This window comes from Wolbachia endosymbiont (group B) of Villa cingulata, assembly GCF_964028285.1.
Taxonomy (GTDB): Bacteria; Pseudomonadota; Alphaproteobacteria; order Rickettsiales; family Anaplasmataceae; genus Wolbachia.
The window spans coordinates 435198-453152 of the sequence record NZ_OZ034766.1 but is presented as its reverse complement, the minus strand read 5'-3'; the positions used below and the strand labels follow the sequence as shown (position 1 = coordinate 453152).

Here is a 17955-nt window from a genome sequence, read left to right as displayed (position 1 = left end):
TTTTTAGGAGTGTAAACTTATGCAAACAATAATACTCAATAATCCAATAACAGTTGATGGGGTTTCTGTTGCAGAGCTAACTATTAGGCGTCCAAAAGTTAGGGATTATTTGGCAATTGAACGCTTAAATGGTAGTGACTTGAGTAAGGAAATCACCCTAACTGCAAATTTAACATCGGTTACGAAGGAAACTATAGAAGAGTTGGATATTGCAGACTATGCTAAAGTACAAGAAGTGCTAAAGGATTTTTTTTCACCGATTATACAAAAAACTTGAGGTCGAAAGTACTTGCACTCAGCTCTGTCACGGGTGGTGGAATTGAGCAAATACTCAATATGGAGATGGATGAGTTTATTCTATGGTGTAAAGCAACAAAGGAAGTTAAATGTTAATCTTGAATTTTCTTGCTGATTAACAAAATGGTATCTGAAGTTTAAAATCAAAAAATGCTCTTATCGCATCTTATGTGGAATAGTACCTTACACAAATTTATTAAATGTTGTTGGTTAGTGTATAACGCTATACAGGATGTGGGTTGGAAGTATTTTTTGATTACGGTACAGTTTGAATAATTTTTTTATTGACTCACAAGACGGTATCTTGCAATTGAACGCTTAAATGGTAGTGACCTTAGTAAAGAAGTAACTTTGACTGCCAATCTAACATCAGTTGCAAAAGAAGCAATTGAAGAGTTAGATATTGCTGATTATGTAAAAGTACAAGAGGTATTAAAGGATTTTTTTTCACCAATTACCCAAAAAACTTGAGGTCAGAAGTAATCGAGCTCAGTTCTATTATTGGTAGTGGAATTGAGCCTTTGCTTGATATGGAAATCAGTGAATTTATCTTATGGCATGAAGCAGCGAGGAAGGTACAATGTCAACGTTATCTATAAAAATTGGAGCAGTCCTAGATGGCAGTTTCAGTACTGCAATAAAAGGAAGTAGCAGTCAACTTACTCATCTTGGTGAGAATATAAGAAAGCTTGACTCATCTTTAAAATCAGTATCAAAGTTTAAGCAGTTAGGTCATGATGTTTTGACTAGCAAGAGGTCATGGAAAGGCTTTGAAGATCAAGTAAAATCTTTAGCTAAACAAATGAAGGCAATAGAGAAACCGAGCAAAACCTTAAAAGCAGAATTTGACAAGGCCAAAACCTCTGCAATAAAAGCAAAAGAAGCATATTTGAAAAAGAGAGATGCTTTGCATTCATTTAATGAAGAAGTAAGGAAAAGTGGAAGAAATATTAAGTACTTAGTAAGTGACCAACATAAACTTGGCTCTTCTATTGAAGTATTAAAAGGTAAGTATGGTAAGCTTGGATCTGCAATACGTAGTCACCAAAGTTTTTTAGCAAGCAAAGCACATTTTAAGTCACAAATTATAGAGACTATTGGGCTAGGGCTAACGCTTGCAGCTCCAGTTAAAGTTGCAATTGACTTTGAAAGTGCTATGGCTGATGTTACAAAAGTGGTAGATTTTAAAAAAGGAACGGATGAAGCAACTAAATTTGCAAAGAAGTTAAAAGAGATGTCACGTACTATACCATTATCAGCCGCAGAACTGGCACAAATAGCTGCAAGTGGTGGTCAACTTGGTATCAAGAAAGAAGATCTTTTTATGTTTACAGAAACAGTGGCAAAAATGTCTACAGCATTTGATATGTCTGCAGAGCAAGCAGGTGATTCTATAGCTAAACTCTCTAACGTTTATGGAATTGATGTTAGTAAAATGGAATACGTTGGTAATGTAATCAATCACTTATCAGATAACACTGCTGCCAAAGCAAAAGATATGGTTGAAGCTCTAGCAATAGTTGGTGGTACTGCAAAACAATTTGGTCTTGACATCAAGGAAACAAGTAGTTTAGTAAATGCCTTCGTTAGTTTAGGTAAACAACCAGCAAAAGCTGCAACTGCTATAAATGCTCTACTTAGTAAACTTCAGACTGCTGAAGAACAAGGAGGGGATTTTAAAGCAGCATTAGAGCAAATGGGCATAACTGCAGAAGAAATAGTACAAAGAATAAGCGAAAACGGCGAAGAAGCATTACTCTATTTTTTTCAAACTCTAAAGAAAATGGATAACCAGGAACGTTCTACAATCCTTATGAAACTTTTCGGTCAGGAATATCAAGATGATATTGCATTATTAGCTGGAAGTTTTAACAAATACGAAAATGCTATAAGGTTACTAGCTGACACAGAAGAGTACAAGAGCTCGTTGCAGAAAGAATTTCAAAACCGTGTAGACACCACAGCCAGTAAATTACGACTTCTTCGCAACGCAATAGCTGAAGTTGGTATGAACCTGGGTTCAGTGATGCTGCCTACTTTAAAATCTATAGCTGAATTTTTACAAGAAAAAACTAGAAGCATAGCGTTATTTGCAGAAAAATATCCAACTTTAACCAAAGCAATCATGGGTACTGTAGCAGCCTTGATAAGTTTAAAAGTTGTAGCAGTGGGACTAGGATACTGATTTACATTGCTAGGAAGTACGATTTTTAGTCTGAAAGCAAACCTACTTGGAGTATTTTCATTTTTATCAGCTACAGTTTTTCCTGCAGTAGTAACAGGACTAAGAGCAGTAACACTCGCTATAATGAGTAACCCTATAGGACTTTTAATTACTGGACTTGTCACTGGCGCAGCACTTGTTATAACTAACTGGCAAAAGGTAAAAGACTTTTTCTCTAGCTTTTGGAAATCGATAATAAAACCCATAGAAGAAGCTTTTTCATGGATAGGTGAAAGTATATTTGGAAAAGTATTGGGAAATAGCCCACTGAAAGAGTTTGAAAAAAGAAAAACTGAAGTAAAAGCAGTGCACACTCCCCTAAAAAGTAATATTCTCAACAGTGGAAATCCTGTGCTAGGTAACAGTATAATTAAAGAATTTTCAAAGAGAAATAAAAATAGCTTCAGAGTCAAAAGCCTTATTGAGGAGACAGAGAGCGATAAGATATTTGCAAGGAGTAAGTTTGAAAATAAAGAACAAAATAAAACTCAGAACATCACTAATAATTACACTATCAGCATTAAAGCAGAACCTAACCAAGATGTTCGTAGTCTTGCAGATGAAGTAATAAAAAGGATAAGAGAAAAGTCACGTGATGTTTTATTTGATACGGTAGAGACATTTTATTGATGCTATCTCTTGGTCCGTATAAGTTTGCTTCCACAAGTTTAAAGTATAGCAGAGAAAATCGTTGGAGCACGATTGAGTGTATTGAAAATATGCCACTATTACAAAATATCGGTCAAGGTGTAGAAAATATAGATTTAGAAGGAATGATTTATCTGCATAATCTCAACGTGCTAAATCAATTAAAGAGTGTGAAAGAAACTGAAAAACCACATATTTTAGTAGATAGTTTAGGTAATATTTTAGGACAATTCGTAATTACTAGGTTAGAAGAAAAGCAGATGTATTTTTTACCTAATGGACTACCGAGAAAAATTGAATTTAGTTTGAGTTTAAAAAGCTATAGATGACTATATACTATGTGAGTAAAGAAAATGAGATGTTAGATCTGATTTGCTGGAAACATTACGGATTTACTGATGGAGTAGTGGAATTAGTACTAGCAGAGAACTTGGGTTTGGCAGAATATGGAAGCTTTTTGCCCGCAGGATTAAAGATAAAGCTTCCTACTATTAAGAAAATAGTACAAAAGTCAAAATTAAAGGTCTGGGAATAAATGCAGCCAGATTTTATAATAGATAAATGTGAATCAATTAAAGATAGAGTTATATCATTGCACCTTACAGATGAATCAGGAATAATAGATGATGTAGTTGAAGTGTGTGTTGATTACAGGGATGAAGGCATAGATATTCCGAATGAATTGAACATAGCACTAGGTTATAAGGAAATTGGAATCTTTCCAATGGGTATATATACAGTCAACGAAGTGACTATACAGGGTCCACCTAAGACTCTACTAATCAAAGCTCATGCAACAAATTTAAGAATATCTTTGAAGGCAAAAGTATCAAAAGAATGGCGCAAAATTACCATAGAAAACTTAGTAAAAGAAATAGCCCAAAAACATGGATATGGATACAAAGTCGCTGAGGAATTTAAGAATGTATTGATACCCCATATTAATCAGGCAGATGAAAGTGATATAAGTCTGTTAACAAAGATCGCAACAGAGCGTGAAGCAATGGCAAAATTAGCTGGTGGGTATATATTGTTTATTTCAAAGAATATGGCAAAATCAGCCACAGGAAAAGCTTTAGGAACAACGACTATTAGACCTCAAGATACAATTAACTGGAAAGTGCATTTTACCGTACGTGATAAGTATAATTCAGTAGTGGCAAAATGGCATAGCTATGAAAAGGGTGAAACTATTAAAGAAACAGTTGGTAGCGGCGAGCCAAGTTATATTATGTTAGAAATGTACTCAAATGCAGAATCAGCACTAAGTGCAGCAAATGCTAAGTTAAAACAACTAAAGCGAAATAATGCAGTATTGGATATCACTATACCTGGTAATCCAGAGTTATTTGCAGAAGCTAAACTTAATCTTATAGACTTTAACCAAGCGGTAGATGGTGAATGGATAGTTAATAGAGCGGAGCATACTTTAAATAGCTCAGGTTACCTTACTATGTTGTCAGCATCTTTGAGTAAGTAATGTTAATAAAAAATGAGTAAATGATCTATTTAATATTAAAAAGATGTTGAATATGGATAAATTGGGTCAAGATACAAAAAACAAGCTGCATTTTTGGTGGCTTATAACAGTAATAGTATGTATTATTGCTACCTATTCCTACATGAAGGCAAAGGCTGCAGATAATTATAAAACGATATTACGCATTGCTTCTCAAAATTGTAACTTAGAGACTGTAAAATTCTTAGTAGAAAATCTATTAGATATTAATGTGCAGATCCCTAAATTAACAGCACTACATTATGCTGCAGAAGAGGGATGTGCAGAGGTTGTAAAATTCCTAGTAGAAAAAGGAGTTGATATAAATGCTACGAAATATGAAAGATGGACACCTTTACATGCAGCTACATATGAAGGCAAATTGGAGATAATTAGATTTTTATTAGACAAAGGTTCAGACCCTACCATTAGAGACACAGATGGAAAAAATCCAAGAGATGTAGCTGTATTAAGGTCAAGGCACAATAAAGATAAACCTTACAAGGAAATCATAAAGCTACTTGCTAAAGCAGAAGATCAATACGAATCAACAAAAAGTAATCACTAAAGCTGTAAGTTTTCTATAATCTGCATATAAATTTCCAAAACTATCCATAACAAGTTAATATTTTCACATGAAAAAGCAAAAAATCCCAATAGCGGTAATAATAACAATAGTTGTACAGACTGTAGGGTTAATCTGGTGGTTGGCAAAACTCGACCTACGTGTACATATCCATGATAAATTTGTAGAAAAAAACCAAGAACTAATCGAAATAGTCTATCGACTTGAAGAGAGAGTGAAAAATCTCACTGAAGAAGTCAACGAACTTGAAGCTATTCACAAACACAAATAAATTTTACAGTGACAAAGTACATTTTATCTGTAGATGGAGGTGGCATTAGAGGGATAATACCTGCCATTATTCTAGCAGAAATTGAATCTAGGACAAAAAAGCCAATTTCCCAGATTTTTGATTTAATGGCAGGAACCTCAACCGGTGGGATTATTGTTGCTGGACTTTGTAAAAGCAATAAACTTCAATACTCTGCCAATGATTTGGTTGAACTTTACCAAGAGTATGGAGCATATATCTTTCAATCATCATTTTGGAGAAAATCAATTGCTTCTTGGCTGAGTGGTTCTCAGTACTCATATAGAAATATGGAATTTATTCTCAACAAATACTTTGGTGAAAGTACTATGGCCGATGTTGCGAGTAATCTACTACTCACCAGTTATGACATTCACAATAGTTGTGAATTTTTCTTCAAAAGTTGGAAAGAAAAAAACATTAAGTTGAAAGATGCACTCAGAGCTACAACAGCTGCTCCAACGTACTTCACACCAAAACGTCTGAAAATTAGCCAAACAGAGAGAGTATTGATAGATGGTGGAGTGTTTGCAAATAATCCAGCGGCTTGTGCATATGCAAGTGGTAAGAGGTTATTTCCAAATGATGAGATTATACTGCTATCAATAGGCACTGGTGGAACAGATAGAAGTATAAAGTATGCTAACTCAAGGAAATTTGGCAAAATAGGGTGGATCAAGCCACTACTGAATGTGATGTTTGCCTCTGGATTGGATTGCGTTGATTATCAACTAGAACAAGTAATAGACGATAAATATATAAGAATACAATCGCAATTGAAAGTAGCATCGACTGAGATGGACAATATTACACTCAAAAATATCAAATCTCTTCAGCAAGAGGCAAATGCAATGATAGAGGACAACCAGAAATTAATAGATAAACTTTGCGATTTCATATCTTAATTTATACCAAGCAAAATTCAACTGAGCCAAAAAAGTTGGTTAGCAAATTCTGCTGGTTAAATCATTAACTAACTTTACTTATATCTTAAACACATTCAATTTTCACACTCATCAGCAGTTAGGCCACTTGCTCGCACAATAATATCAATAGCAATACCTTCCTTAACTAGATCTTTTGCAATCTTGATTTTCTCTGCTTTTTTAACCTTTTCTTTACCAGTTTGCATTCCTTCAGATAAAGATCTAGCTACCGTATCCAGTAATTCTTGATCCTCAATTTTTTCGCATTTACCTACAAACCTCAAAACTGGCTCATTTTCATATTCTGTTAGTCCAAGAGCTTTAATGTTAACTGATAATGTCTTTGCTATCTTATATAATATTTCAATTGGAATGTCTGTATATCCTCGTTCATAGTCGTGTATTTCTTTAGGTGTTGAACCGATTTTATTTGCCAAGTCCTCCTGAGTGTATTCCCGTATTAATCTCTGCTCTTTTATCCTTTTCCCCACTTTGTAGAGTATAGAATCAGTACAAATTTCTTTCTCTATATCATCATATTCATAAGTAGATAAGCGAGTCACTTGGAAAATAATATCAACTGAAACTCCTTCTTTCACTAGATTCTTTGCTACTTCTATTTTCGCTTCTTCTTGGCTAATTTTCTCGCTAATATATACAAACCTTACTAATGGATACAGCTTCTTGCGTAATTCCTGATCCTTAATTTCTCTATGTATTTTTGTTAGATAGACTATTTCTTTATCCTCATCTTCATACCAACTGTTTTCTCTTAGTACTGTTGGTCCTGGAAGTAGATCTATAACATTGACTGACAATGCTCCTGCTATTATATACGATTCTTTGATTGTAATAGCCTTGCACCCTAGTTCAAAGTTATGTATTTCCTTATGTGTTAAACCAATTTTTCTTGCTAATTTTGCCTGAGTATACCCTTGTACTATCCTACAACCTTCTATTTTTTTCCCTAGCTCGTAGCTTACTGAGCCAATATGCTCTGAATTATCATAGATAAATCCTCTAAAAGCTGTTTTTCCTACAGAAGCAAACATATATTCTATCACAAAAAAATCCACTATTGGCTAAGTTTTTATGAAATCACAAAAATTTCTCAATCATATAATTTGATAAGCCTGTCGTTTGCAAGATAATATCAACAGAAATTCCTTCTTTCACTAAATTCCTTGCAACTTCAATCTTCTTTTCCTCTCTGACCTTTTCTCTATAAACATGTATACCTTCAAATAAAGACTTGATTAGCATATCGCGTAATTCCCGACTCTCAATCTTTTTGTATTCTTCTATCAACTTTGATAGCTTTTCTTCCGCTTCACTATCCTCATCTGATTCGGGAAGTAGATCTATGATACTGATTGATAATACCTTTGCTATTTCATCTAACATTTCAAGTGAGACAGCAGCTCTCCCTTGTTCATATTCGTATATTCCTTGATTTGTTATGCCAACTTTATTCGCTAAATCTTTTTGTGTATATCCTCGTATCAATCTCCACTCTTTTATCCTTTGCCCTACTTTGTATGGAACCGGAATTTTGTTCTCCTCATACTCACCAATAGATAAGTTAGTTGTTCGAGAGATAACATGAGCAGAAACTCCTACTTTCATCAAACCCCTTGCTACTTCTATTTTTACCGCTTTTCTGCTTCTTTCCTCACTCAAACGAATAAATTTGGTTAATAAATAAAATACCTCGCTTAATTCTTTATCTTTATAACCCTTTACTAAATTTAATATTTCTTCATCTTCAAAATATCTTTTTTCATTTGGTAGCGTCTCTCCACAAACTAGACCTTTAACATTTACTGATAATGCTTCTGCTATAGCATATAATTTCTTAATTGGAATTTTACGACTCCCTTTTTCATATTGCAGTATTGCCCAGTACTTTACACCAACCTTCTCCGCTAAATCCTTCTGAGTATACCCTCTCTCTAACCTCCAATTTTTTACTTTTTGCCCTACCTCACAGTCTAGACTTTTTTCCATACAAAGAACCATACATATAATATTTTCTACTATAGCTCAAAGGCTCCAGATATAATGGTAGACTCTGGAACCTTAAAATAAATGAATTAAAGCCCCCTAAAAGTTTCTTTACTATTTTCACGTACTTTATCTACCCATGAAGACAATTTTTCACTTGGGCTATCAACCTCCTTCATAAGCTGCTTGCTATTCCATATGCCACATCTCATAAAACTTCCCTTTTCTACTGCTTCTTTAAGTTTTACTCCAGCAAAAAGACAATTTTTTCCTATTTCTTCGCCTCTTTCTTGTAATTTAGACCACATTTCCTTATTTTCTACTCTGACTTGTACTTGATCATATTTTTTTACATCGTGGTACAATATAATATTTAGCTTACCAATGCTTGTAGGAAATTCTAATATAATAGAGCTTTCATCTGACATATCGATATAGTTTCTTATACCTCCCTTCTCACTTTTAACCTCAACTGCATCATTGCCAATTTTTAAAATATTACTTCCTAGCTCTCTCAGTATTTTGGCTACCTCTACCTTGCTATCCCCAGAAAATTCTATATACGATGTTGTATTATCTATTTCAACATCTATTAATCCTCCTTCTTGCACAGCACTTTCGCCAGCTTTCTCTAGTTCTTCTAGTCTCTCATTGTGGCTGAACTTCTGGTTGTAGCTCATTATAGATTTCACCTATCAATTTATTCTCCAATAAAGTATCATGAAACTCTGCACCGTTTAGCATTAATTTACGTATTAGCTTTTTACGATCAGCCTTATCAAATTTATGAAAATGTGTGCCCAGTATCACATATTCCGCGAGGCTCCACTCTCCATCATTACATGCATTTAGCCTTGCTCCAGCAGCTAGTGCTTCGTCTACAACCTTGTGCAGTTCATTTGGACTTTTTGCTCTTACCACAGCACTCTTAAACCAGCTCAACTTTTCTGCACTTGGCTTTATTTTTTTCAAAGCTGAAGCAAATGGATTTTTATCTTCTTGATCACTTACAGGTTTTGTGCCATAAACATAGTCAAATCCTTTCCCATAGTTGATTTTGTTTTCGCGAACTTCTCTACCAGGGAAAGGTGCTATTTCTTCAGGCTTTTTAGCCTTATTAATTTTGCTTACAAAGGTGGATTGCTCCTTAGTACCACCTATTCCTACAATAGCATTTAACACCTCACCTTTTGATAATCTATCAAGATCAATGTTTAACTCGTAAGTACCTCCTTCTTGATCATCAAAAGGTACAATTATTTTATTACTCATATTAGCCTCCGCTATTAAATATACTTTACTAAGTCTACAACCGACTTTATTATTAATTCAATATATACTTTCTCATTAATTAGAAGCAATGGTTAATGTACTTGCAAATACTTTCTTCATTCAAGTAGTTAAACAACTCATGAAAATCTTCAAATATCTGCTTTATAACAGTCCTTGCTCTTTAAAACTAAAATATCCAACACTTGTAATGATAATGTGATCCAGTAACCTAATCCCTATAGTCTGACAAGCTTCAGCCAAGTCTTTAGTTACAGCTTGATCCTCATCAGATGGCTTTAACCTTCCTTCTGGGTGATTATGCGATATTATTATTGACGTCGCTTTTCTTATTAATGCCTTTCTTGTTACTTCTCTTATGTAAAAAGGTACCTTATCCACTGTACCAGTAAACACTTCTTCCCCCTTTAAACGGCACTTTTGATCAAAATATATTATTTTCATCTTTTCCTCCTCTGAATAACCAATACTCACCCTTAAATATTTTACGATGGTTTCCAAGTTATCCATTATAGGTCCTTTCTTTAACTCTTCTCTTGGTACCCTCTTTGAAGCTTCCTTTAGGCATAAAATTACTGCTACTGTAGAGTCAGTTATCCCTTCTATAGTTTTCAAGTCATCTATTTCCTGGCCTAAAATTCCTCCTATTCCAAAACTATCTATTAGCTTTCTAGCAATAATTCGAGCTTCTTCCCTGTCATGCACTGCACTTAGAAACGTTTCTATTACTTCACGATCAAGTAGTGCTTTACCGTTGCTTTCTAATGCTCTGAATTCTATTTCTTCTCTACGATCTTTCTTATTATTCATAAAAATTACCCTTCACTAATAACAAAATGTTTTTATATATTTACTGCTGTTTTTTTGTCAGCATTGGCATAAGGCCATAGCTTTTGAGTGAAGTCAAATCAATTTTTCAATCTTTTTTACTTATTTTTTCATCAAAAAGTAAAGATGTTAATAGATAATGATTTTTTATTTTAAATTTGTTGAATTTCGTCCAAAGAGATGTCTACTGTTTTTAAAATAATATTGATAGAAATTCCTTCCTTAACTAAATTCTTTGTAATTTTCATCTTTTCTACTCTCTTCACTTTCTCTTTGCAAACTTGTATGCTTTCAAACAGAGATTTTATTAGTACATTACGTAGTTCTTGGCTTTTAATCTTTTTGTATTCTTCTATTAACCTTGATAGTTCCACTTCACTATTCTCATTTTCTGTTGTTTCTGGAAGTAGGTCTGTAATACTAATTAATAGTACCTTTGCTATTTCATCTAACATTTCAAGTGAAACACCAGCTCGTCCTTGTTCATATTCATATATTCTTTGATTTATTATACCCACTTTACTTGCTAAATCTTCTTGAGTGTATCCTCTTCTCAACCTCCATTCTTTTATTCTTTGACCTACTTTATACGGAATGGAAATTTTTTTCTCATCATTATCATATTCATCAATAGATAAACTGGTCGTTTGAGAAATAACATGAGCAGAAACTCCTTCCTTAACCAAACCCTTTGCTACTTCTATTTTTACCGCCTTTCCACTTTCTTCCTCACTAATACGGATGAATTTAGTTAATAAATAAAACGTTTCACGTAATTCTTGATCCTTAATCTCTCTATGTCTTCTTACTAGATTTAATACCTCTTCTCCCTCATACCTTCCCTCATTTGATACTTCTTGTACGCAAGCTAGATCTCTAGCAGTTGTTGATAATGCTTCTGCTAATTCATATAACTTCTTAATTGAAATTCTGCGTGTTCCTTTTTCATATTGCAGTATTACCTGATATGTTGTATCGATTTTTTTTGCTAAATCTTTTTGAGTATATCCCTTTGCTAACCTACGATTTCTTACTTCCTGTCCTATTACTTTGTAATCTAAAAAATTAGAGCATTTATTCTCTTTTTTCACATTTTATACTCATAATCAGAAGAGCCGTTACGTATACTTAATTGGGAACCTTTTTGACAAACTGAACTCATCTCCTTTCAAACAATTTTTCTATATCACTTAGTTTCATTTCTATATACGTTGGTCTTCTGTGATTGCATTGCCCAGCATAAGGTGTTTCCTCCATTTGTCTCATCAACTCATTCATCTCCTCCAACTTCATTTCCCTTCCAGCTCCATGGCACGCAATGGTAGCTAACACTTTTTCTTCTATAGGTAGAGCATCTCCTATCTCCATTAATCTATCAACTATATTCATCACCATCTCTTTCACATTTATTGTTCCCAAGATTGCAGGTATTTCTTTCACCCTTACTTTATCTTCTGATTCTATTTCAATACCAAAACCCATTTCAAAAAGCTTATCTTTATAAGTTTCAACCATCTCCATTCCAGCTTGGTTTTTAATTTCAACTGTTTCAGGAAGAAGAAGTTTTTGTCTTTTCATGCTTGATTTTTGCTTTAAGCACTCGTATATCAATCTCTCATGAGCTGCGTGCTGATCTACTATAATTAATTTGCCTTTAGCCTCAGCAATAATGTAAGTATTGTAGACCTGACAGCGTGCATATCCCAGGGGATGATCCTCTATTAAATCAATTTGCTCCCTTTCTAGAACCATCGTTCCCTTTTGGGGTGGAGATTCTCCATATTTAAACGTTTCTGGTAAGCTTTGCCTTCTTTCATCTGGTGCATTGAATTCTTTCATTAGACGATTTTCTAAAAGACTTGGTCTCTTTTCATAAAACTCTTTTTGATCTTTTTTCTCTTGACTATCAACCTGCTCTTGGCTTTTACTATCATTAAAAATTAGCTCCTCTTCAATACCTTGATCACCCGCTGCAAATCTCGTTGATAGTGTTTTTATTATCCCTCTTCTCACTATTTCATATATTAGCCTTTTATTCTGAAATCTTACTTCCGATTTATTTGGATGCACATTTACATCTACTTGGTCATATGGTACTTCTAAATGCAACACTGCAAAAGGATACCTATTGTTTGGAATAAAATCGTGATACGCATATCTAATTGCACCAACAAGTAGATTGTCTTTTATTGGCCTTCCATTAACAAACGTATAAATCTGAGTTGAGTTGCCACGATTGACATTAGGTTTACAGATGTGTCCCTTAAGTTTGATGCCTTCTTCTTCCTCTTTAACTTCCAGTGAATTGCTTTGAAATTCTTCTTCTATTTCACATAATCTGTTGAACAGCGAAGTTTGCTTAACATATTTTAAGAGCTTTTTATTACCAGAAGTGAGAGTAAACCCAATACTATAATTAATCATCGCTAAGTTATTCACAATATCAACAATACTTTGTGTTTCCGCCCTTTCGGTTTTTAGAAACTTTAGTCTATTTGGTGTAGCAAAAAATAAGTCACGAACTTCAATATATGTACCTTGCAACAAAGAACAAGGGGTAATCTCTCTTATTTTTTCTCCTCCCTCATATCTTATAGACCATGCTTCCTTTGCTCCACTTGCCTTGGATGATAATTTCATTCTGCTTACTGCTGCAATTGAAGGTAAAGCTTCTCCCCTAAACCCAAGGTGCTTGATTTCTATTAACTCACTATCGCTTAATTTTGAAGTGGCATGCCTCATAAGTGCTAGTTCCAGATCGTTCTTTTCTATTCCATTTCCATCATCTGTCACAGTTATAAGGTTACGTCCACCACTTTCTATTTTGATCTCTATCTCTGAACTTCCAGCATCTATTGCATTTTCTACTAATTCCTTTACTACACTCGCTGGCCTCTCTATTACCTCTCCCGCTGCTATACGATTTATAGTTTTTGTGTCTAAAAGAATTATTGCCATATTTTCAATTCTCAGTCTGATCAGTTTAATATCAATTAAAATCAGATTGTCTATTAAATTCTATTCTAAGCCCTTTCATGAAGATCATTAGAATTATGTATAATTATTAATGCTTTTTAAGTGGATTTCCTATTGTTCTTTCTAAGTTCCTTGGTGCACGTAAAGAATGTTGGCTACTGAGAAGAATGAAGACATCATCATCAGCGAAAAAAAAGGGCAAAAACAGAGAAAATTGATGTAGCTACTTAAGGAAGGTGTCTCTCATGATCAAATAAAAAAGTTATAAGCACACAGATTGGATTACAGTATCTTTTTTAAGAAGAAGATTTATCTTGCTTAAAAACTTGTAGATGCTATATTTTACATAAATTCTTCAATGCGAGGCCTTTATGTTTACTAATAGAATATCTAATAATCTGGATCAGCTGCAATTTTTTGTAGAGTTTTTAAATGAAAACTATGAAACTCAGAAACATCTTAGTCTTACACCGCTACATTTAGCAGCAGGAAATGGTCAGTTGGATTTAGTCAACACTTTATTAGGAGAGGGTTTAGATATTAACTCAGAGATTAAGTACGATGCCTTTACGCCACTGTATTTTTCAATTGCAAAAAATCGCTTAGAGATGGTTAACTTTCTTATTGCTCATGGAGCAGATGTAAACCATAGGGCCATTCTAGGCTTTACACCTTTAAGTTTTGCATCCCAGCAAGGATATTTAGATATAGTCAACACCTTGATTGCAAATGGAGCAGATCTTAGTACTAAAACAGATAAACTTAATACACCTTTACACCTAGCAGCAGAGAATGGTCATCTAGATATAGTAAATGTTTTTATTGAAAAGGGATTAGATGTTAATGCTGTAAATAATGATCGAGCAAGACCTTTGCATTCTGCAGTACAAAATGGTAACCTCGAAGTAGTTAAAGCTCTTATTTCACAAGGGTCTAATATTAACGCTGGATCTTCAGGCATAGGTAATCATAAAGTTGATGCAAACATTACACCCTTACATCTGGGAACACAAACTGGTAGGTTAGATATAGTTAAAGTTCTGCTTGAAGCGGGAGCAAACGTTAATGCAAAAACAGATGATAAGATTACACCTCTACATTTAGCGTCTCAAAATGGCTTTTTAGAGTTAGTAGACATTTTACTAAAAGCAAAATCTAATGTTAATGCTAAGGATTATGAGAATCTTACACCTCTACATTTAGCAGCAGAACGTAATCACTTTGGAGTAGTTAAGTCTCTTCTTCTCGTAAGGGGAATTGATGTTAATGCTAAAGGCCACGATAATTCCACAGCTTTACATATAGGATCTCAGAATGGTCACTTAGAAGTAGTGAAGCTACTAATAGAGAAAAAAGCCAATGTTAATGCTAAAAAAAACGAAGGTTTTACACCTTTGCATCTAGCAATTCAGCAAAGTCATTTCGAGGTGAGTGATTTTTTAATTAAAAATGGAGCAAACATTAACACCGTGGATGATCAGAATTGGACTCCTTTACATAATGCAGCATATAATGGTTTTTCTTTAAAAATAGTAGAGAGCTTAATTGCAAAAGGAGCAAATATAAATGCAAAGATGGATGATGGTAGAAGAGCTCTACATTTGGCAGCAGAACATAATCACTTGGAAATAATGAATTTCTTGGTTGAAAATGGAGCAGATGTTAATGCTCTAGATAACAGAAGTTGGACTCCTCTACATTGTGCAGCATATGATGGTAATTTAGAAGTTGCTAAATCTTTGCTTGATAAAGGAGCAGACATTAATGCTAAAACAGTTAAAAGTACTACACCTCTACACTTTGCAGTAGACCATGATCATTTAGAGGTGGTTGAATTGCTCTTAGAAAAGGAAGCAGATATTAATGCTTTAGATCACACAAATTGGACTCCTTTACATTTTGCAGCAGAAAAAGGTTATGATCAGATAGCAACCGTTCTATTGAAACATGGTGCTGATGTAAATGTAAAAGAAAATCAAAATAAAGGCACAGCCCTACATCTTGCAGCTCAATATGGTCATCCTAAGGTAGTTAAAACTCTTATTATAAATGGAGCGGATGTTAATGCAAAAATGGATAAAAATGCTACGCCTTTACACTTAGGGGCACAAATTGGTAATTTAGATATAGTTAGGTCTCTACTTATGAGCGGAGCATACTTTAATGCTAGAGCTGAAGGAGATAGATATGTTTTACCATTACACTTTGCAGAAAGAAGAGGAAACTCAGAAGTTATAAAATTACTAAAATTGACTGAGAAGTTATTTAAGGCTATAGAAGATAATAATTATTTAGGAATTGAGAGTTCCATTAGAGATGGAGCAATCATTGATTCGAAAAACGTGGATGGAAGAACGCCATTACATTATGCTGTTAATAATGGGCACATAAAAGTTGTAAATATCTTGCTAGCAAATGGAGCTGATGCTACTAAAGTTACTAACAAAGGTAATACACCATTACACACTGCTGCTTCCAAAGGTCATAAAGAAATTATTGAAGCTTTGTTACAACGTGTAAGCCACAATAAATTGAGTGATTTTATTAATGCTAAAACAATAGTTAAAGGCACTACATCGTTGCATGTTGCTACTGAAAATAGCTTTTTCGAAGCTGTAAAATCTTTGTTGAAACATGGTGCAATTTATAACATCAAGAATAAAGAAGGTAAAACACCACTTGATCTTTCTCGAGACCAGAATATTACTAACCTATTGAAATTAGTAGAAGAGCTATTTGAAAATGCAAAAAATGGTAATGTTGAAATTATCAGTAAGCTGAGAGCAATAAAACCCGATGAGCGCGTAGCTGTAACAAATGCTCGTGATGATCAAGGCAAGTCATTAGTCCAGGTTGCAGTAATCAATAAACACTCAAACCTTGCAAGTAGATTATTAGAAATATTAAAAAGTCCAGATCAGAGTTTACAAGATGTCAGCGTAGAAAATCGAGTAAAGAGTTTAAAGTTATAGCTCTCTTAAATGAAACTCTAATGAGGGTGCCAAGATCTAGAAAATATACAAAAATTTTGTTACAAAATAGTGAAATTTAGGAGGATTTTAAAAATATGCTAAATAATAATATTAACAAAGAATTAGAAAAAGCAGTCTATGAACGAAACTTAGAAAAAGTTAAAGCTCTTTTGTCTGCAGGTGCTAATGCTAACCTTAGAGTAGAAAGGAATAGAGATACGTTACTTCATACTACTAGTAGTGTAGAAATTACTAAAGAGCTTTTGTTAGGTGGTACCGAAGTCAATTCAAGAAACATGTATAGTGAAACTCCACTACATTCTGCTATAACACTGGGGAAGGAATTAGAATTAGTTAGAGAACTTCTGAAACATGGTGCTGATGTAAATGCAACAAACCGTAAAGGCAATACTGCACTGAACCATGCTGTAAAAAAAAGTGGTAAAAATCTGGAAGTAGTTAAAGAACTATTAGAATATGGAGCTGATATTAATATAAGAAATCGTGAACGACGGCTTTATGATAATTGTTCCACATCTTTAGATAACGCTGTAAGTGATCTAGCATGCGCTAAATTGTTGATTAAATTTACTTTAGTAAGGAACTTCAATAAGGATTACGGAAAAATTATTGACTTATCTCCTTATAAAGGATGCAGTAATTACAGTAAATTATCAAGTTATCTAGATGACTGTGTTTGTGAAATTCTTCAAATGAAAACAGATGAAATAAAAGATAGCCTTCCACTATATGAATTTGTTACAAATAACTTCAACATACATGTACTATATAATAATCAATTATCTGTAAGACTAGCAAAAATTGATTATTCCATACGCTATCCTATATATAATGATATCATATTAGATAAGGTAAAACCTTTTTTAGAAAGAGCAGATTTGTTAAATAAGTTAAGTAAGATACAATTTTATACTAAATTAGATGTGGCAGATCAAGATGCCAAAGAAAAGAAAATTATTCTGGATCATGATTCTACATATAATATAACTGAATATCTATCTAATGATAACTTGTTAAACTTTATAGTAGCGTTTGATGATTCCAATAAACGTACTTTTCAATCTTTAAGTTCCTTAAATAATCTCGTAGAGCCTGGTACAAGACTTTATGAAACTTCTATAAGTAATGATACCAAACGTGCAAGATTAGAATAAATACATTTTTTGTCAGTACTAGAGTTTTTTATGAACAACAATTAGTCGTATGGTTCCAGAGAGGTGATACATAAGAGATTGCTATAATGCCAAAACACTAAACTTAGTGCTTTTTTATGTAAGTTGATCATCATTTCTCTTTGTTGTTTTCAAACGGGTTATTATTAGTAGGTGTTACTAAAAATTTAAACAACCAACACATTTCCCACACCCAAAATCAAATGTTGTGAAGGCTTTTCGTC

General features: G+C 33.7%; 15 protein-coding genes and 2 pseudogenes. 11 read left to right on the top strand and 6 right to left on the bottom strand.

Annotated features, from left to right (window positions below):
* Window positions 1–19: 19 nt before the first annotated feature.
* From ABWU52_RS02360 to ABWU52_RS02320, 9 genes and pseudogenes are all read left to right on the top strand, one after another.
* The gene (locus ABWU52_RS02360) at window positions 20–277 is read left to right on the top strand and encodes a phage tail assembly protein (protein ID WP_353277391.1); all 258 of its coding nucleotides are present in this window, start codon (window positions 20–22) and stop codon (window positions 275–277) included.
* A gap of 371 nt (window positions 278–648) precedes the next feature.
* A complete protein-coding gene (locus ABWU52_RS02355; RefSeq protein WP_353277389.1) occupies window positions 649–768 on the top strand; it encodes a phage tail assembly protein in 120 nt (39 codons plus the stop codon).
* Window positions 769–877: 109 nt separating this feature from the next.
* Window positions 878–3151 (top strand): annotated as a pseudogene (locus ABWU52_RS02350) (phage tail tape measure protein).
* Window positions 3151–3498: a phage tail protein gene (locus ABWU52_RS02345; RefSeq protein WP_275021086.1), complete on the top strand. Its 348-nt coding sequence runs from the start codon at window positions 3151–3153 to the stop codon at window positions 3496–3498. Before ABWU52_RS02350 ends, ABWU52_RS02345 begins: the two are co-directional and overlap by 1 nt.
* Entirely contained in the window at window positions 3495–3704 is a 210-nt protein-coding gene (locus tag ABWU52_RS02340; RefSeq protein ID WP_010081876.1) for a tail protein X, read from the top strand. Before ABWU52_RS02345 ends, ABWU52_RS02340 begins: the two co-directional genes overlap by 4 nt.
* On the top strand, window positions 3705–4649 hold the full coding sequence (locus ABWU52_RS02335; protein WP_353277388.1) for a phage tail protein: 945 nt from the start codon (window positions 3705–3707) through the stop codon (window positions 4647–4649).
* A 52-nt stretch (window positions 4650–4701) separates the two neighbouring features.
* Window positions 4702–5235: an ankyrin repeat domain-containing protein gene (locus ABWU52_RS02330; RefSeq protein ID WP_353277386.1), complete on the top strand. Its 534-nt coding sequence runs from the start codon at window positions 4702–4704 to the stop codon at window positions 5233–5235.
* Between the two features lie 67 nt (window positions 5236–5302).
* Window positions 5303–5524: a hypothetical protein gene (locus ABWU52_RS02325; protein ID WP_108783956.1), complete on the top strand. Its 222-nt coding sequence runs from the start codon at window positions 5303–5305 to the stop codon at window positions 5522–5524.
* Window positions 5525–5532: 8 nt separating this feature from the next.
* Complete coding sequence (locus ABWU52_RS02320; RefSeq protein ID WP_019236454.1) at window positions 5533–6447, top strand: patatin-like phospholipase family protein; 915 nt, start codon at window positions 5533–5535, stop codon at window positions 6445–6447.
* Window positions 6448–6542: 95 nt separating this feature from the next.
* On the opposite strand, the gene ABWU52_RS02315 is transcribed toward ABWU52_RS02320, so the two are convergent.
* From ABWU52_RS02315 to mutL, 6 genes and pseudogenes are all read right to left on the bottom strand, one after another.
* On the bottom strand, window positions 6543–7520 hold the full coding sequence (locus ABWU52_RS02315) for a helix-turn-helix domain-containing protein (RefSeq protein ID WP_353277686.1): 978 nt from the start codon (window positions 7518–7520) through the stop codon (window positions 6543–6545).
* A 46-nt stretch (window positions 7521–7566) separates the two neighbouring features.
* Window positions 7567–8475: a helix-turn-helix domain-containing protein gene (locus tag ABWU52_RS02310; protein WP_006013992.1), complete on the bottom strand. Its 909-nt coding sequence runs from the start codon at window positions 8473–8475 to the stop codon at window positions 7567–7569.
* An 86-nt stretch (window positions 8476–8561) separates the two neighbouring features.
* Window positions 8562–9744: pseudogene (locus ABWU52_RS02305) on the bottom strand (hypothetical protein).
* 162 nt (window positions 9745–9906) lie between these two features.
* Window positions 9907–10572 carry a RadC family protein gene (locus ABWU52_RS02300; protein ID WP_265017289.1) on the bottom strand — a complete coding sequence of 222 codons (666 nt, stop codon included), beginning with the start codon at window positions 10570–10572 and terminating at the stop codon, window positions 9907–9909.
* 170 nt (window positions 10573–10742) lie between these two features.
* Complete coding sequence (locus tag ABWU52_RS02295) at window positions 10743–11681, bottom strand: helix-turn-helix domain-containing protein (RefSeq protein ID WP_213863494.1); 939 nt, start codon at window positions 11679–11681, stop codon at window positions 10743–10745.
* Window positions 11682–11748: 67 nt separating this feature from the next.
* Window positions 11749–13548 (bottom strand): DNA mismatch repair endonuclease MutL, encoded by a 1800-nt coding sequence (gene mutL, locus ABWU52_RS02290; protein WP_353277383.1) that lies wholly within the window; start codon window positions 13546–13548, stop codon window positions 11749–11751.
* 389 nt (window positions 13549–13937) lie between these two features.
* On the opposite strand from mutL, the gene ABWU52_RS02285 reads away from it, so the two are divergent.
* Together ABWU52_RS02285 and ABWU52_RS02280 are read left to right on the top strand one after the other, a co-directional pair.
* On the top strand, window positions 13938–16538 hold the full coding sequence (locus ABWU52_RS02285) for an ankyrin repeat domain-containing protein (protein ID WP_353277382.1): 2601 nt from the start codon (window positions 13938–13940) through the stop codon (window positions 16536–16538).
* Between the two features lie 95 nt (window positions 16539–16633).
* On the top strand, window positions 16634–17713 hold the full coding sequence (locus tag ABWU52_RS02280; protein ID WP_208571648.1) for an ankyrin repeat domain-containing protein: 1080 nt from the start codon (window positions 16634–16636) through the stop codon (window positions 17711–17713).
* Window positions 17714–17955: the final 242 nt, after the last annotated feature.

Bases quoted from the DNA above. Each gene is read 5' to 3' on its own strand.
- ABWU52_RS02360 (WP_353277391.1), top strand. From the start codon at position 20: ATGCAAACAATAATACTCAATAATCCAATAACAGTTGATGGGGTTTCT.
- ABWU52_RS02345 (WP_275021086.1), top strand. From the start codon at position 3,151: ATGCTATCTCTTGGTCCGTATAAGTTTGCTTCCACAAGTTTAAAGTAT.
- ABWU52_RS02340 (WP_010081876.1), top strand. From the start codon at position 3,495: ATGACTATATACTATGTGAGTAAAGAAAATGAGATGTTAGATCTGATT.
- ABWU52_RS02335 (WP_353277388.1), top strand. From the start codon at position 3,705: ATGCAGCCAGATTTTATAATAGATAAATGTGAATCAATTAAAGATAGA.
- ABWU52_RS02330 (WP_353277386.1), top strand. From the start codon at position 4,702: ATGGATAAATTGGGTCAAGATACAAAAAACAAGCTGCATTTTTGGTGG.
- ABWU52_RS02325 (WP_108783956.1), top strand. From the start codon at position 5,303: ATGAAAAAGCAAAAAATCCCAATAGCGGTAATAATAACAATAGTTGTA.
- ABWU52_RS02315 (WP_353277686.1), bottom strand. From the start codon at position 7,520: ATGTTTGCTTCTGTAGGAAAAACAGCTTTTAGAGGATTTATCTATGAT.
- ABWU52_RS02310 (WP_006013992.1), bottom strand. From the start codon at position 8,475: ATGGAAAAAAGTCTAGACTGTGAGGTAGGGCAAAAAGTAAAAAATTGG.
- ABWU52_RS02300 (WP_265017289.1), bottom strand. From the start codon at position 10,572: ATGAATAATAAGAAAGATCGTAGAGAAGAAATAGAATTCAGAGCATTA.
- mutL (WP_353277383.1), bottom strand. From the start codon at position 13,548: ATGGCAATAATTCTTTTAGACACAAAAACTATAAATCGTATAGCAGCG.
- ABWU52_RS02285 (WP_353277382.1), top strand. From the start codon at position 13,938: ATGTTTACTAATAGAATATCTAATAATCTGGATCAGCTGCAATTTTTT.
- ABWU52_RS02280 (WP_208571648.1), top strand. From the start codon at position 16,634: ATGCTAAATAATAATATTAACAAAGAATTAGAAAAAGCAGTCTATGAA.